Origin of the sequence: Methanosalsum natronophilum (assembly GCF_024808815.1) — an archaeon.
Taxonomy (GTDB): domain Archaea; phylum Halobacteriota; class Methanosarcinia; order Methanosarcinales; family Methanosarcinaceae; genus Methanosalsum; species Methanosalsum natronophilum.
Map to the genome: position 1 here is coordinate 63,113 of NZ_JANUCS010000007.1, position 16,035 is coordinate 79,147.

17 protein-coding genes are annotated in these 16,035 nt (G+C 33.4%); 11 read left to right on the plus strand and 6 right to left on the minus strand.

Annotated features, from left to right (window positions below; all coding sequences use genetic code 11):
* The first annotated feature begins 138 nt into the window (after positions 1–138).
* On the plus strand, positions 139–1,497 hold the full coding sequence (locus J2T59_RS05225) for an energy-coupling factor ABC transporter ATP-binding protein (RefSeq protein ID WP_259134669.1): 1,359 nt from the start codon (positions 139–141) through the stop codon (positions 1,495–1,497).
* Positions 1,498–1,515: 18 nt separating this feature from the next.
* Here J2T59_RS05225 and J2T59_RS05230 read toward each other — a convergent pair whose 3' ends face one another.
* The 3 genes from J2T59_RS05230 to J2T59_RS05240 form a co-directional block, all read right to left on the minus strand.
* Positions 1,516–2,352: a TIM barrel protein gene (locus J2T59_RS05230; RefSeq protein ID WP_259134670.1), complete on the minus strand. Its 837-nt coding sequence runs from the start codon at positions 2,350–2,352 to the stop codon at positions 1,516–1,518.
* Between the two features lie 2 nt (positions 2,353–2,354).
* A complete protein-coding gene (locus J2T59_RS05235) occupies positions 2,355–2,687 on the minus strand; it encodes a hypothetical protein (RefSeq protein WP_259134671.1) in 333 nt (110 codons plus the stop codon).
* A gap of 117 nt (positions 2,688–2,804) precedes the next feature.
* The gene (locus J2T59_RS05240) at positions 2,805–3,269 is read right to left on the minus strand and encodes a phosphopantetheine adenylyltransferase (protein ID WP_259134672.1); all 465 of its coding nucleotides are present in this window, start codon (positions 3,267–3,269) and stop codon (positions 2,805–2,807) included.
* 308 nt (positions 3,270–3,577) lie between these two features.
* Between J2T59_RS05240 and radA the strand changes: the two genes are divergently transcribed.
* Together radA and J2T59_RS05250 are read left to right on the plus strand one after the other, a co-directional pair.
* Positions 3,578–4,555, plus strand: a complete 978-nt coding sequence (gene radA / locus J2T59_RS05245) for a DNA repair and recombination protein RadA (protein ID WP_259134673.1) — start codon at positions 3,578–3,580, stop codon at positions 4,553–4,555.
* Between the two features lie 20 nt (positions 4,556–4,575).
* Complete coding sequence (locus tag J2T59_RS05250) at positions 4,576–5,274, plus strand: phosphoglycolate phosphatase (RefSeq protein ID WP_259134674.1); 699 nt, start codon at positions 4,576–4,578, stop codon at positions 5,272–5,274.
* A 66-nt stretch (positions 5,275–5,340) separates the two neighbouring features.
* Here J2T59_RS05250 and J2T59_RS05255 read toward each other — a convergent pair whose 3' ends face one another.
* Both J2T59_RS05255 and J2T59_RS05260 read right to left on the minus strand, forming a co-directional pair.
* Positions 5,341–5,625, minus strand: a complete 285-nt coding sequence (locus J2T59_RS05255; RefSeq protein WP_259134675.1) for a PRC-barrel domain-containing protein — start codon at positions 5,623–5,625, stop codon at positions 5,341–5,343.
* 32 nt (positions 5,626–5,657) lie between these two features.
* Positions 5,658–7,880, minus strand: a complete 2,223-nt coding sequence (locus J2T59_RS05260) for a CDC48 family AAA ATPase (protein WP_259134676.1) — start codon at positions 7,878–7,880, stop codon at positions 5,658–5,660.
* 316 nt (positions 7,881–8,196) lie between these two features.
* Between J2T59_RS05260 and larC the strand changes: the two genes are divergently transcribed.
* The 7 genes from larC to J2T59_RS05295 all read left to right on the plus strand — a co-directional run bounded on the left by larC (position 8,197) and on the right by J2T59_RS05295 (position 14,027).
* Positions 8,197–9,399: a nickel pincer cofactor biosynthesis protein LarC gene (larC, locus tag J2T59_RS05265; protein ID WP_259134678.1), complete on the plus strand. Its 1,203-nt coding sequence runs from the start codon at positions 8,197–8,199 to the stop codon at positions 9,397–9,399.
* An 85-nt stretch (positions 9,400–9,484) separates the two neighbouring features.
* The gene (locus J2T59_RS05270) at positions 9,485–10,477 is read left to right on the plus strand and encodes a phosphate signaling complex PhoU family protein (protein WP_259134731.1); all 993 of its coding nucleotides are present in this window, start codon (positions 9,485–9,487) and stop codon (positions 10,475–10,477) included.
* 159 nt (positions 10,478–10,636) lie between these two features.
* Positions 10,637–11,272, plus strand: coding sequence for a divisome-positioning GTPase DipA (gene dipA / locus J2T59_RS05275; protein ID WP_259134679.1), 636 nt, complete (start codon positions 10,637–10,639; stop codon positions 11,270–11,272).
* 5 nt (positions 11,273–11,277) lie between these two features.
* Positions 11,278–11,646: a divisome-positioning protein B gene (gene dipB, locus J2T59_RS05280; protein ID WP_259134681.1), complete on the plus strand. Its 369-nt coding sequence runs from the start codon at positions 11,278–11,280 to the stop codon at positions 11,644–11,646.
* Positions 11,647–11,657: 11 nt separating this feature from the next.
* Entirely contained in the window at positions 11,658–12,176 is a 519-nt protein-coding gene (locus J2T59_RS05285; RefSeq protein ID WP_259134683.1) for a hypothetical protein, read from the plus strand.
* 107 nt (positions 12,177–12,283) lie between these two features.
* Entirely contained in the window at positions 12,284–12,892 is a 609-nt protein-coding gene (gene hxlB, locus J2T59_RS05290) for a 6-phospho-3-hexuloisomerase (protein WP_259134685.1), read from the plus strand.
* Positions 12,893–12,905: 13 nt separating this feature from the next.
* Entirely contained in the window at positions 12,906–14,027 is a 1,122-nt protein-coding gene (locus J2T59_RS05295; RefSeq protein ID WP_259134687.1) for a pyridoxal phosphate-dependent aminotransferase, read from the plus strand.
* Here the strand turns inward: J2T59_RS05295 and J2T59_RS05300 are convergent.
* Positions 14,002–15,000 carry an NOG1 family protein gene (locus J2T59_RS05300; RefSeq protein ID WP_259134689.1) on the minus strand — a complete coding sequence of 333 codons (999 nt, stop codon included), beginning with the start codon at positions 14,998–15,000 and terminating at the stop codon, positions 14,002–14,004. The two genes, J2T59_RS05295 and J2T59_RS05300, sit on opposite strands and share 26 nt — an antisense overlap.
* Before the next feature lie 155 nt (positions 15,001–15,155).
* Between J2T59_RS05300 and J2T59_RS05305 the strand changes: the two genes are divergently transcribed.
* Positions 15,156–16,031 carry a CBS domain-containing protein gene (locus J2T59_RS05305; RefSeq protein ID WP_259134691.1) on the plus strand — a complete coding sequence of 292 codons (876 nt, stop codon included), beginning with the start codon at positions 15,156–15,158 and terminating at the stop codon, positions 16,029–16,031.
* Positions 16,032–16,035 lie beyond the last annotated feature (4 nt).

A 16,035-nucleotide genomic window follows, 5' to 3' on the forward strand; every position in this document is an offset into this window, starting at 1 on the left:
AAAATATGCTAAGTTAAATTACCACAATTGCTATATAATATTACAAATAATAATTTAATTTGCTCAAAAATCAAGTAAATTTGTTTAATTTATCCTAAATTCAATTTAAAATTAACTCTGAACTCTAGAGGAAAACTCATGGCACTTTTAGAAACATCTCACCTAACTTATTCATATGCTGATGGTAGCTCTGGTGTTAATAACATCAATATCAAAATCAATAAAAGTAAAAAAGTAGCTTTTGTTGGACATAATGGCTCTGGGAAGTCGACATTGTTCTTGCTTTTAAATGGAACATTTAAACCTGAAAATGGTAATATTTACTATAAAGGAGAAAAAATCAATTATGACTCAAAAACCCTAAGAAACCTTAGAAAGGAAATTGGGATTGTTTTTCAAAATTCAGATGATCAAATTTTTTCTCCATCTGTTTATGAGGATGTTGCTTTTGGGCCAGCAAATCTTGGTTTTTCCAAAGAAAAAACCGAGACTCTCGTAAAAGGGGCTTTAGAATATGTTGGACTAACAAATGTCAAAGATAAAGCACCACATCACTTGAGTGGGGGACAAAAGAAGAGAGTTGCTATCGCGGGTATAATTTCTATGGAGCCAGAGGTGATTATTTTGGATGAACCTCTATCAAATCTCGATCCAATGGGTGCGGATGAGATTATGGACTTGTTGAATGAAATTAATCAGGCAGGAAAAACAATCTTAATATCAACACATGATGTTGATCTTGCATATAGGTGGGCTGATTATGTTTACATTCTTTCTAAAGGAAATATAATTGGAGAAGGTACTCCTCAGGATGTTTTTAATCAACCAGAACTTCTGAAAAAAGCACATTTACGTCAACCAGTTACTTTAGAGACATACCATGAATTAAAACGAAGGGGTTTAGCTGTTGGTGGAGAAGCTCCATCAAGTGTTTTAGAGCTTGTAGGAACACTGAAACCTCCTGAATTAATGTGGGTTGATGTAACCCCAGGAACAAAGGTTGGAGATACTATAAACCTTGGGATAATGTACGGGGAGTTTGCAGAGAATTCTCCTTATGAAGCTGTAAATGGTGAAATCGTTTATATTAATAATGATGGCCGAGCTATTGTTGAAATGAAAAGACACGAAATTAAAGCAGGTGGGATTGTAATTTATGATGTTGAGGACTATGAATCTTCATATGTTCATCAATTAATTAAGAATGCTGAAATTGATATAGTAGGTGCTATGGGTAAAAAAAGTAAGATGTTGGCTGAAACAGATGGAATATATCTAACAATTACTTCAAGTGTCATCGATAAATCTATCTTAACGGCTTTGTGTGGAAAAAGGTGCCTTATATTAACAAATGGTGGAATGGTTGAACATGCAAAGAACCGAATTAAAAACTATGCAGAGACCAGTGGAATTGATTTAAATGTAAGTATACTTAAAAAAAATTCTGAAATTATGAGAGAAAACTTGGGTGATACAAAACTTAATGTAATCACATAAGTAAGTATTAAACATGACCTAAATTTTCATATATTCTTTTTGTAAAAGGAGTGCATCTTGTTCAAGGCTTGGACTCTCACAAATGATTGACCCTTCAACATTGAAATCTTTAAGTGCTTTTAACAAGGATAAATAATCAAAGCTTGAATCTTGTAAGTTTAAATGCTTTTTCTCACCTGCGTCTCCATATTCAATTCCAGATATATGGGCATGTATGTTATGTATTCCTTCATAACCAAGCTGCTCTTCTAAAAAAGAAAAAATTTCATGGAACTTCTCATACCCATTTATTTCTCCTTTACTTCTTGCATAAAGGTGTGAAAAATCTATACAAGGGAGAACACCATCTAAAGATTGACTCAAACTAGTTACCTCTTGTAAAGAACCGAACTGTGACTTTTTTCCTGTGGTTTCTGGCCGTAATATTATATCTAATCCGGTTTGTTTCAAGTTTTCAATAACTGAATCCATGTGAGTTTCAATAGTGTGGAAAACTTTGCTATGGTTTAGATTATGATAGTATCCAGGATGGAACACCAGCGAATGAGCACCACACATAGACCCAATTTTTGCAGCTGTTTGAATTCTTTGAATACTATTTTTAATAGTATTTTGTTTTAATGAATTTAAATTGATAAAATAAGGAGCATGTACACTTAAACATATTTTATTTAAAGATGCAATGGAATTTACTTTAGATGCGGTGGCTTCTTGCATCTTAACGCCTCTGACAAATTCTAGTTCCATGCAACTAAGGCCTACTTGGCTTATGTATTTGATACCTTCAATACTACTTCTTTTTTTAGAATTTAGGGGAATCCCTGCTGTTCCAAATAGAATTTTACTTTGTTTCAACGTTATACAATTCCTATATGAAGTTTTACATCTTTTGCTTTTTTCTCCGATAATCTATCTTTGAAGAGTTCAATTAATGCATCAGTATCTTCAGGATCTAGTGACCTGATATCTTCTTTGTCTTCTAATATAAGATCGACTAAATAGTTTAATTCGTCGTTTGACAAAAAAGATAATCTTTTTTTAAAATCCTCTGATGATTTTGCAATTCTATGCGAAATAGGTCTTAAAATGTATGGATATTGATGACCCATAGGAGATTTTATGTTACCCTTTTCCTCTGGAGCTAACTTATTGAAAATTTGAATATCTGTTGAGTTAAATTGCCTTCCCATAATTAATCATCTACTATTGGTTGAATTAAGTTTTAAGTTTAATTATTCTTTGAGTCAATTAAATGTCTTTTTGATGCTTCTTATATTTAGGTGCAAATGTATAAATTACTATAATTATTATAAAATTAATTTCCCATTAGAATCAATTATACCTTTTTTTATTCGGGTTGAAGAAATAGGTTTTCCATCCTCTGCCAAGATATAATTGATCTGTATGATTTTTATCAAATTAAGCCCATTTTTTTTCCTAAACTCATTAATTTTCAAAGCATTATTATACGTTTCAGGGGAAACTACAATGTAATCATAATCATATTCTATAGCTGGTCCAAATGAATTGTTTAATTCAAATATTCTATAATTAATATTACCAGCATATTTTGTGTTCATGTAATGAATAATGTTATTTTTTCTAATATGATATCCTGAAACATTAATCTTAGAATTGTTGGCCATTTTATCAGATGTCACTCCGATATGAACTTCTCCTCCGCTAGTAGCTAATTCAACTGCTTTTTCAAGAAGTTTTTTATGCCCATAATGAAGGTATTCAAAAGTGCCACCTACAGCTACAGTACTCATCAAATATTGAATGTATTATTATCAGATAAATTTTTGTAACAAAATCCATCTTCATTCTTTAAGTCAATCTAGCAAAAAATCTAATCAGGTACTTTAATAAAATTATAGAACCCCTAATTAATTTCACATTATCTAAAAATACCTATATATATGACTAGATTATTTTAAGATACATATATGAATAAACTTGTATTAAATTGATTTAAAGTAAAAAAAACATCTAAAACTTATATCTTTGTGAAGAACGTATAATAATTAACAATTATTAAAATAAACTTTAAATTTTTTTATTCAATGGAGTTAATGAAATGTCACAAATATCTTTAGAAGATCTGGATCACGTTGGCCCTGCAACAGCTCAAAAGCTAATTGATGCTGGATTTAATACAATTGAAGCAATAGCAGTTGCATCTCCATCCGAAATAGCAACAAGTGCCGATATAGGAGAGTCCACTGCTTCTAAAATAATAAATGCTGCTAGAAAATCTGCAGATATAGGGGGTTTTGAAACAGGTGACTCTGTGCTAGAAAGGAGAAAACTTGTAGGTAAATTAACTACTGGATGTATTGAGTTTGATGAAATGCTTGGTGGTGGAGTTGAAACACAATCAATAACTGAACTTTATGGAGAATTTGGGTCGGGGAAAACTCAAGTAGCACACCAGCTTGCAGTTAATGTTCAACTTCCTAAAGAAAAAGGAGGCTTGAATGGATCTGTAGTGATGATAGATACAGAAAATACATTTAGGCCTGAAAGAATTGCTCAGATGGTCAAAGGAATTTCTGAAAAACATGGTGAGGAGTTTGACCATGAAGAGTTTTTAAAGCATATACATGTAGCTCGTGCATATAATTCAAATCATCAAATATTACTGATTGATTCAGCTTCAGAATTAGCAAATGAACTTAAGGACTCAGAACGTCCAGTTAGACTTATTATAGTCGATTCTTTAACGGCTCATTTCCGTGCTGAATATGTTGGGAGAGGGACATTAGCAGATAGACAACAAAAACTGAATAAACACTTGCATGACCTGCAGAGAGTAGGGGATTTGTTTAATGCAGCTGTTATAGTTACCAATCAAGTAATGTCTAAACCAGATGCTTTTTTTGGTGACCCTACAAAACCTATCGGAGGACATATATTAGGCCATACTGCAACTTTCAGGCTATATTTGAGAAAATCAAAAGGCGATAAGAGAATTATTAGACTTGTTGATTCTCCAAATCTTCCAGATGGCGAAACCATAGTGTCTGTGACTACAGATGGACTACAAGATGCTTAATTTTATTTTTATTGGCTAATATGATATCTAAATTTAAAGCAATAGTTATTGATGTTGATGGAACAATAACCCATCCTGATAGAAGCATTAATTGTGATGCTGTTGAACTAATGAGGACATTAAAAGTTCCGATTATTTTGGCAACAGGAAATATATACTGTTATGCACGTGCAGCCTCTAAGCTCATTGGGCTAGAAGGGGCTGTAATCGCAGAAAATGGGGGAATTTATTCTACATCATATGATGCAAAGCCTAAAATAACTTTGAATGCTATTGCTGAATGCAAGAAGGCCCTAGAATATCTTAAAAAACATATCCATCTTTCATTACTTGATTCTGGGGATAGAAAAACAGAAATAGCTCTGAGAAGGGATTTTGATGTTGATTATGCTAAAAAAATTTTAAGTTCCACGAATTATGATGTTGAAATAGTTGATACAAATTATGCAATTCATATTAAGAATAAAAACATAAATAAAGGAACTGGTTTACTAAACTTATCTAAAGAGCTAAACTTGAATTTAAAAGACTTTATCGCGATTGGGGACTCAGAGAATGACCGAGAGATGTTGCAATCTGCAGGCTTCAGTATTGCTCTCGCAAACGCTGATAAACTTACTAAAGAAAAGGCAGATATTGTCACAACTAGCTCATATGGAGATGGTGCAATTGAAGCAATTCAGTATTTGCTAGATAAGAGTATGATAGATAAAAGTTGATTTATTCAAAAAAGAGATACTATAGTAATTTATAATGTGCAAATTTTGTATAGTATTTTACATTTTTTAAATATCAACTTGTTCATTTTGGGGTGCTTTTTTACCTTTTGCTATAGCTTTATCTATTACTATATAGTCTTTTATTGCACGAACAGACTCAAATGGTAGTATTATATATTCACCTTCCTGTTTATACTTTGAAATATCTAGTGCCATATCTGGCTTTATTACCAAGCTTACAAGCCTACTAGATTTTATATCCATAACGATATTAAACAGGATTCCAACTTCACTTCCATCAGTTGCCATTACTTGTTTATTAGATAAATTCTTTGCAAATATTTTAGCCATTGAAAATCTCCTTTTTTCTTGTTAAATAAAAGTTATCTATAACCCATATATGAAGCTCGCTCTTCAGGAATTGCTCCACCTTTAAATTGTTTTTCAATGTTTTGATAATATTCGAGTAAATTTTCAGATATTGTAGGTCTAACTTTTTTAAGAGCTTCTCTGAAATATTTCATTTCCACTTCACTTGACTCGAAATTATTTCTTAATGAAAGCATGACACCTTCTCTACAAACAGCTTCTATATCTGCTCCCACATATCCTTCAGTCATGTCTGCTAGCTCCTTTATATCCACATCTTTTGCCAAAGGTATATTTTTGGTATGTATTTTGAAAATATTAACTCTCCCACTTTTGCTAGGAGAGCCCACAAGTACCATTCTATCAAATCGGCCTGCACGTAAAAGGGCAGGATCCATTATATCGGGCCTGTTTGTTGCAGCTATAACAACAATTTCTTTTAATGGCTCAAGTCCGTCAAGCTCCGTAAGTAACTGATTGACGACTCTTTCTGCAACTTTACCACCTTCGGTTGTAGCACCTCTAATAGCAGCTATTGAATCAATTTCATCAAAGAAAATCACACACGGTGAAACTTGTTTAGCTTTTTTAAACATTTCTCTAATAGCCTTTTCAGATTCACCAACCCATTTTGAAAGCATTTGAGGTCCTTTTATACTTATAAAATTAGCATTTGATTCACTTGCTACTGCCTGTGCAATCAAAGTTTTACCAGTACCAGGTGGCCCATAAAGTAAAATTCCTTTGGGGGGCTTTATTCCCATTTGGATGAATTTTTCAGGTCTTTTTAAAGGCCATTCTACAGTTTCTACAATTTCCCTTTTAACTTTATCAAGTCCACCAACGTCTGGCCATTTAACTGTAGGCATTTCAACAAAAACTTCTCTTAAAGCAGAAGGTCCTATTTCCTTTAAGGCATTTTCAAAATCTAAAGATGAAACCGATATTTCCTCTAATTTTTCAGTTGGTAATTCTTCATCTAAATTTAAATCTGGGAGAAATCGTCGTAATGCTCTCATTGCAGATTCTTGAACTAATGCCAATAAGTCTGCTCCAACAAAGCCTTGTGTGTGTTTTGCAAGTTCATCTAAATCAACATTTTCTTCAAGAGGCATCCCACGTGTGTGAATCTGTAAAACTTCTAATCTGCCAGAGATGTCAGGAACTCCAATTTCAATCTCTCTGTCAAATCTGCCTGGCCTTCTAAGCGCAGGATCAAGTGCATCCAAACGATTGGTTGCACCAATTACCATTACTTGACCTCTTTCTTCCATCCCGTCAAGCATTGTTAGGAGTTGGGCAACTACACGTCTTTCAACTTCACCAGTAACGTTCTCACGCTTTGGGGCTATTGAGTCAATCTCATCTATGAAAATTATTGAAGGAGCATCAGCAGTTGCATCTTCAAATATGTTCCTGATACGCTCTTCACTTTCTCCATAATATTTACCCATAATTTCGGGTCCTGCTATATAGAGGAAATTAGCGCCGGCCTCGTTAGCAACAGCTTTAGCAATTAAAGTTTTGCCAGTACCAGGTGGGCCATATAAGATTACACCTTTTGGTGGATCTATGTTTAATCTTTGAAAAAGCTCAGGATGCTTCATAGGTAGTTCAATCATTTCTCTAACTCTTTGTATCTCCTCACCAAGACCACCAATGTCTTCATATGCAATTCCTTTAGCAGTTTCATAACCTCTCACTGGTTTTTGTCTAAGCTCTACTTCTGTTGTTTCTGTAATGATCAAGACCGTATCGGAAGGATATGTTTCAATCGCAATCAATGGTATGGCCTGGCCTCCTGCCATTGGGCTTGTCATTGGCTGAGTCATTGAACTTATAATTGGAACGACATCACCTTCAACAACAGGTCTCTTTTGCATATTGTGTTTTATTATTTGACTGGTGTTTTCTCCAAATTCAATAACAACTCCTTCTGGGGGGGCAAGAACGATTTTTTCAGCTGGAGCTACCTTGCTTTTTTTTATTGTAACTCTTTCACCTATGCCAACACCAGCATTTTGTCTGATAAAACCATCAATTCGTGCAATAGCTTGACCCCAATCTTGTCTATCAGCCCTCCAAACTTTAGCAGCTGTTTTTTTCTTCCCATTGATCTCTACTATATCTCCAGGTGATAGCTGAAGGTTTAGTAAAGTATTAGGGTCAAGTCTTATAATTCCTCTACCAAAATCACTGGGGTGAGCCTTTTCAATTTTTAATTGTACTTCATCCATAGAAGTCATCCTAATAGTTTATAATAATTTAATGTCGTAAAAGATATATCTTCTTATTAGTTATTATCGCAAAAAGTAATTTAGTACAGTAATTCATTTCTTAGATATTAAAAAGTTTGGTTAATTAATCAAGTTTTTACCTTGTAGCTCTAAACACTCTTAATTCTAACATTGCTTATATTATCATATGGTAAAAGTTATTTACGCATCAATTGTTATTATTCGTTTAATATAAGTTGCGCTTATTTTATTAACTATAGATTTAATTATATCACAGTACAAGACTGATATGATATAAGGACAAACGACTGATAAAATGAAGGCCTTAATATTTGACCCATTTTCCGGTGCATCTGGCGATATGATTCTAGGAAGCCTAGTTGATATTGGAGTTGAAAAACTGGAGCTAATTGAACTAATGGAATCTGTAGCTGATGTAGATGTAGCCATTAATGAAGTAAAAAAAAAGGGTATAAAATGTGTAGATGTGAATATAAAATCAATTAGTTCAAGCAACATGCTATACTTTGACTTAATCGATTATATTAAATCATGCTCACTGGACAAGTTAGTAGAAGAAAGCGCTTTAGGTATATTTTCTTTACTGGCGGATGCGGAGTCTGAAATTCATGGCATGGAACTTGAAGATTTACATTTTCATGAAGTAGGTCAGCAAGATGCAATTGCAGATATTATTGGCGCTTGTCATGCTCTTAAGAATTTTGAATGTGAAAAAATATTTACAACACCTATTTCGGTAGGCAGTGGATATGTCGAAGCATCACATGGTAGATTACCAGTCCCTGCACCTGTCACATTAAAAATATTAGAAAATTGTGACATGAGATTTTCTGGAGGGGGCTTGGTAGGAGAATATTTAACACCTACTGGAGCAGCTATTTTAGGTTACTTTGCACAATCTGTTAACTCATATCCACAATCAAAACCTATAAAATCAGGATATGGGTCTGGAGACAAAGAGACAAACCATCCAAATCTATTAAGGAGTCTTTTGGTAGAGGTTGAAGACTTTTATTACTATGACCAAGTTGAGTTACTTGAAACAAATGTTGATGATGTTACTGGAGAAGTCCTAGGTCACATGTTAAACAATCTTATAACTATGGGAGCTAAGGATGCTACTTTAACTCCTACAATAATGAAAAAAGGCAGGCCAGGCCATAAATTACAAGTAATTTGTCATAAAGAAGAATCCTTCAAAATTGCTAAATATATAACAGAAGAAATTGGTACTCTTGGTATTAGAGTAGTACCTACATATCATAGGTTTATTTTGAATAGAAAAATAATTAAAATTGATTTAGATATAAAATCTATAAACTATGGCGCTCATGTGAAAATTGCTAGAGATAAGCTAGGTAACCTGGTCAATGTCAGTGCAGAATTTGAAGACTGCAAACATATTGCTTTAATGGCCAATGTGCCTGTAAAAAACATTATGAGGTTAGCTGAAGAAGAAGCATGGAAGGTAGTTCCCAAAAAGGAATATCCAAATTAGAGTTAATTGTGAATGTTTATAACTTATAATTATCTAACTGTAGATTAATTTTAGGACTTTTAATAATATAAAATGGGGTATACCTATAGATACAAGAAAGGTTCAGCAAACAGGTGGATCAACGTATGTAATTTCTTTGCCAAAACAATGGGCAAACAAAACAGGAATAAAAGCGGGTAGCTCTTTGTATTTGCATCCTCAAGAGGATGGAACTCTTTTGATTAATCCCACAAATATAGCTTCGCAACCTACAAAGATAAATGTTGATGTAACCGGCATTTCGGGAGATTCTCTAACACGTACAATAATTGCTGCCTATCTCTCAGGATATGATATTATCCAGATTAATTCAAAAAGAATACTAGCTGAGCAGAAAAAAATAATACGCCAAGTATGTTACAAACTAATGGGTCCCGAAATTATTGAAGAAACGTCTAAAAGCGTAGTTATACAGGACTTATTAAATCCACAAGAGATATCTATTAAAAAAGGCATTAAAAGAATGTTCTTGATTGCGAACAGCATGCATATAGACGCTGTAAAAGCACTCAAAACAAAAGATTTAGACCTTGCCATAGATGTAATTCAACGTGATGATGAAGTGGATAGACTATTTTTACTAATATCTAAACAGTTTAAATCGGTTTTAAGAAGGGGCAGTCTTTTAGGTTCTTCTGACATTTCAATTGATGAATATCATGATTATAGAATGGCTGCTGCTCCATTAGAGCGAATTGCAGACCACGCACAAAAGATTGCAAATATTACAGTTGAAATAGAGTATACAATTCCAGAGAAGACATTTGATATAATAGAAGAAGCTAGCTCTACTTCAAGATATATTGTAGAAAATGCAGTTACCTCCTTGTTCAACTCTGATGTTAAGCTGGCTAATGAAGTTATAAATAAAGTCGAAACTCACAAAGACCAACTAAGGAATTTAAATAAGCTATTACTTAAGATAGACTCGCCTTTGCCAGCTGTTGCTTTAAGAAGTGTAGTTGATAGTATTGATCGTACGGGAGAATATGGCTCAAATATAGCCGAGGTTGCAATAAATTCTTCTATGAATCCATAAAATAATAGATGTTAAATAGATAAAACTAGTATTCATTAGCTATAAAGTAGAAATATTAAGCTAAACATGTGGAATATATATGTTTAAGCTTTATAGTTTTATGATATTGTAGCATGCATAAATTAAATGAAGATTTTTACTCCACGATGGAGGTTACTCATGAGCGTATTTAGAAAGCTAAAAAAGAACTTTTCCGGGATGTTTAAAAAACTATTCAATAAAAAGAACGCTCGTATTGGTATATATGGGCCACCAAATGCAGGAAAAACAACACTTGCCAATAGAATACTCAGAGATTGGACAGGAGATGCAATGGGTTCAGTTTCTTCAATGGCACATGAAACAAGAAGTGCAAGAAGAAGAGAAGGTGTAACAATAAAATCAAATAATCACTCCATTTCATTAGATATAATTGATACACCGGGACTTGCAACAAAGATTGATTTCCATGAATTTATGAAAGAAGGATTAGGGGAAGCTGAATCAAAAAGAAGGGCCAAAGAAGCTACTGAAGGAGTAATTGAGGCCGTAAAGTGGTTAGATAATTTAGATGGTATCATTTTAGTTATGGATGCATGTGAAGATCCATTTACGCAAGTAAATGTTACAGTTATTGGAAACATGGAAGCTAGAAGTCTTCCACTTCTTATTGTTGCTAATAAAGTAGATCTTCCAGAAGCATCTCCCACCACTATAAGAAATGCATTTCCACAACATCCTATGGTTTCAATATCTGCACTGGAAGGAAAAAATATAGATACACTTTATGAAGAAATTGCAAAAAGGTTTGGTTGATAATCATGCAGGGCATTCAAATGGACCTCATCTCTGAGCATAAATTAGCTGAAATGGCACCAATTGAAAAGGTGAAATTTATTATAGGTGAGGTAAAAAAAGGAAAAATACTAGTTTTAGAAAAAGGTTTAAGTCCTTCAGAGGAAGCTAGCTTAATTGAAATGACCATGACTATGATTGATCCGGATGGATTTTCAGGTATTGAGATGGAAAGCTATCCCGCTGAAAATAGTAGTTCTATATTTGAAAAAATTTTTAAGAAAAAAAGACCTCGTACAAGATTAACATTAATTGGCCCTGCAAACCATCTTAAAACTTTAAGAAAAGATAAAAATCTGATAAGCGCCCTTGTATCTTCTAGCAATAATCAGTGAAGTGAAGGTATATGGAAAAGATCAAAAAAAATGACTTAACTACTTCTAACCAGCCTTTATCCTCTATAGAAATGGGAAGAGATGACGTAAATCTAATATGTACATATGGAAAAATTTCTATTTGGTTTGGTAGGAAAGTTCCAGATCTTGTAATCGGTAAAATCCTCATTGCGATATCAAATGTTGATCCAGCTACAATACATGAATATGAGCTAGTTTGCGATTTTGAAAAAATCACTGAATATGAAAGTTTTGGATTTATCCTCGTATCTTATGCAAAGGTTGAAGGAGGTTATCGTGCAACGTTTCATATTCCATTTACAAGTAAAAAGGCCCTTCTACACTTAACAGAGTTAATATGCAATGAACTTAGAGTTAAAAACTTAAATTTAGATTTATATTGGACAGGTGACGATTCAGATATAATCCGTCTTTTTGATGTACTTAGAAAAATCGATAAGTGGAAAATAAAGAGTATTAGCTATAAGGAAGAAAGCCAACTTCAAAGCTTTGAAAAAGATATAGATTAAGTAGATTAATTATTTGAAAATCATGTTTATATCAATGAACTTAAAATTATTATTGCTGAGTGATTAAACAAATAATTTATAATACATGTAAGCTACTTGTGAAAAGCATGATAGACCCAAAAGATACAGAATGTAAGAATCTGGTATTGTCCATAAAGCTCATGGCAAAACATTTAGATGGTATGGCCGATACATTTGAGATAGCAGAAATAAAGAAAATGTTGAATTATATACTTAAAGCTGAAAACATTTTTGTAATGGGAGCGGGAAGGTCTGGGCTTGTAGGTAAAGCATTTGCGATGAGGCTGATGCATTTAGGGTTTAGTGTTTATGTAGTTGGGGAAACCACTACACCAGCTGTTAAAAAAGAAGATGTAGTTATAGGAATATCTGGTTCAGGAGAAACTCGATCAATTGTTGATTTAGGCAAAATCGCTAAAGAAATAGGGTCGACGCTAATTGCAGTAACATCAAATAAGGATTCTACGATAGTAGATATTTCTGATAATGTTGTCTTAATACCTGGTAGGATTAAAGATAACGGTGGAGGATACTTAGAAAGACATATGAGAGGCGACTATAGGAACCTTACTCCTTTAGGAACATCTTTTGAAATTTCTTCACTTGTTTTTTTTGATGCTATGATAGCCGAACTAATTTCGATCATGGGTGTCTCAGAGGATGATTTAAAATCTCGCCACACAACTTTAGAATAAGGTGAATACCATTATGGATCAAAGCAAGTTTTCTACCAAGCTTAAAAAGATTGATATTTCGGGTATAAGGAAAATGTTTGAATCTGCTGGGCCTGAAGCTATTAACTTGGGCTTGGGTCAGCCTGACTTTGATACCCCCGAGCACATAAAAAAAGCAGCAATATCTGCAATAAACGATGGTTTTACAGGTTACACCGAAGGTCAGGGCATTCTTGAGCTAAGGGAAGTTTTAGTCAATAAATTTAAAAGAGACAACAATTTGCTTTTTAATCCAAGTGATATCATTGTAACATCTGGAGCTTCAGAAGCACTACAAATAGCACTAGCCTCATTAATTGATCAAAATGATGAGATTTTGGTACCAAATCCTGGGTTTGTATCTTACAAAGCTCTTACTGATGTATTAGGTGGAAAAAGTGTACCTGTTCCTTTATCGGAAAACTTAACACTCAATCCAGATGAGTTATTGACATACATTACTCCTGAAACAAAAGCCTTCATTATAAACTCACCTTCAAACCCAACAGGTGGAGTTCAAACTAAGAAAGATATTAGAGATTTTGCTCAAATAGCTGATGATTACAATATAACTCTTATATCTGATGAAGTCTATGAACATTTCATCTATGAAGGGGAACATGTGAGTCCTGGTATTTATTCTGACAATGTAATTACAATTAATGCGGTATCAAAAACTTTTTCTATGACAGGATGGAGGCTTGGCTATGTAGCTGCAAATGAAACATACATTAATCAAATGCTAAAAGTGCACCAATATGTCCAAGCATGTGCAAGTTCAATATCCCAAAAAGCGGCAGTTGCTGCAATAAATGGACCAATTGATGATGTAATTAAAATGAGAAAAGAATTTCAAAGAAGACGCGATTTTTTGCTTAAATCTTTAAAATCAATGGGAATTGATTGTGTAGAACCAAAAGGGGCATTTTATGCTTTTCCTTATGTTGGTGATGATTATTTGAATATTGTATCTAATTTACTATCAAAAGGTGTTATAGTTGTACCAGGGTCTGCTTTTGGAGATAAAGGGAAGGGATATATTCGGATATCATATGCTAATAGTGTTGAAAACATAAAACTTGCAATGGAGATTATGAGTGACGTAATTCGTCATTGATGCTAACATCCTCTGTATAAAAAGTATTTTCAATCAACATAAATAATTCATTCAAAGTATCCCTAATTCCTAATCCTTCCTTAGAAGAAATGTTATACGATACAAAAGATAGCTCTTTATGTCCAATATCTGTTTTATTAGCTACTGCAACAATTGGCAAGTCGAACTGTTCTTTTATTTCATAAAAAAGTTTTTCTTGCTCTTCTATTGAATAACCACAAGTTTCACTTGCATCAATCATATAAAGTACAACTGCATCTAGATTTTGAAGCGCAGTGATTGCTTGTAGTTCAATGCTATTTCTTTCAGACATAGGCCTGTCTAGTAATCCTGGAGTATCAATTATTTGATATCTTATCCCACCATTGAAAAGGTGACCAATAGTAATTCCTTTTGTTGTAAAAGGATAAGAAGCAATTTCAGGCTTTGCTTCTGTAACATATGCAACAAAGCTGGACTTACCTACATTTGGATACCCAGCTACAATTATTGTTGGCTCATCATAAATATCAGGTAATTTTCTTAGAATATTTCTACTATTGTTTAGGAAAATGAGCTCATCCTCAATAGATCTTGTAATAGAAGCGATTCTTCCCAAAGCTTCTTTCTTTATATATTCTGGATTGCTTTCAGCTCTGATTTTTCCAATATAATATCTAGAAATATCATGTATTTTATTGCTTGCCCAGTCAACTGATCCAAGAGATTCTCTAAGCTTATCAACCCCTACTAAAATATCTGTAAGCTCATAATAAAAAGTAGGAATTTCATCAAAATTTGGAAAACGTCTGATAACGTTTGCTAAATTATCAGATATAATATTTGATGATGTCATAATCATAGATTCATATGCTTTAGTCACATCTTTTTTATTGCGAGTAACTTTTCCAGACTTTGCTCTTGAAGCTCTCCTGAAAGCTTTGTCGAGTAACTCTTCAGATGTTGGGATGGTATTTATTTTTTCGTAAATCATGATAAGCTTCCATTTACTATGGCAATAACATAATAATATATAATTTTATTCTTGTTAGTATAATTCCAAGTTTTCCAGTTGAAACGGGGAGAATGTTTCAGACCATATTTATATATATATAGCACTTAATCTATATTAGATGAAATGGTGATTGTATGGAGTTAACCCCGATTCAGAAAGATATTCTTATTGCTTTAATCAATTTACAAAGGCAGAAAAATAGAGCAATAAAAGGTGAAGAAATTGCTTACTTGATTAGTAGAAATCCAGGAACAGTGAGAAACCAAATGCAGTCATTGAAAGTTCTTGGTCTTGTTGAAGGAGTTCCTGGTCCAAAAGGTGGCTATAAGATAACAAGTTTAGCTTATGAAGCTTTAAACGTCACATCTGTTGATAATGAAGCAGTTGTGCCTATTTACAGGAATGAAGAGACTGTAAAGGGAGCCACTGCAGCTGAAATAAGTTTTACGACAGTTAGACACCCTGAGCTCTGTAATGGAATGATAAAGGTTTTGGGGAACATAAGAGAATTTGTTGAAGGTGATATTGTTCAAATAGGACCTACTCCTGTCAATAGATTAGTTGTAAGAGGAGAAATTGTTGGAAGAGATGATACTAAGAATGCTTTATTGTTCACCATTACAGAGATGGTATCTTTACCTAAAAAACCTGTTAAATATTATATAAAAGAAAATCCGGTTTTAGTGAGCTCAAATGCTACAATACAGGATGCTTCGAGGATCTTTGTAAAAAACAACATACATGGCGCTCCAGTTGAAGAAAAGGGTAATGTTGTGGGAGTTGTGACGTTTACTGATATTGGGAATGCACTTGCAAGTGGGAAAATATCTTTGAAAGTAAAAGAAATTATGACAAAAGATTTAATAACTATTGATGGGGAAACTCCTCTATATCAATCGGTTAAAATGTTTAATGAGCATAACGTAGGGAGACTTATTGTAACAATAGATGGAGTTCCTAAAGGTATTTTGTCTAAAGCAGATGTTCTTCATGAACTTGCGGTATATTAAAATC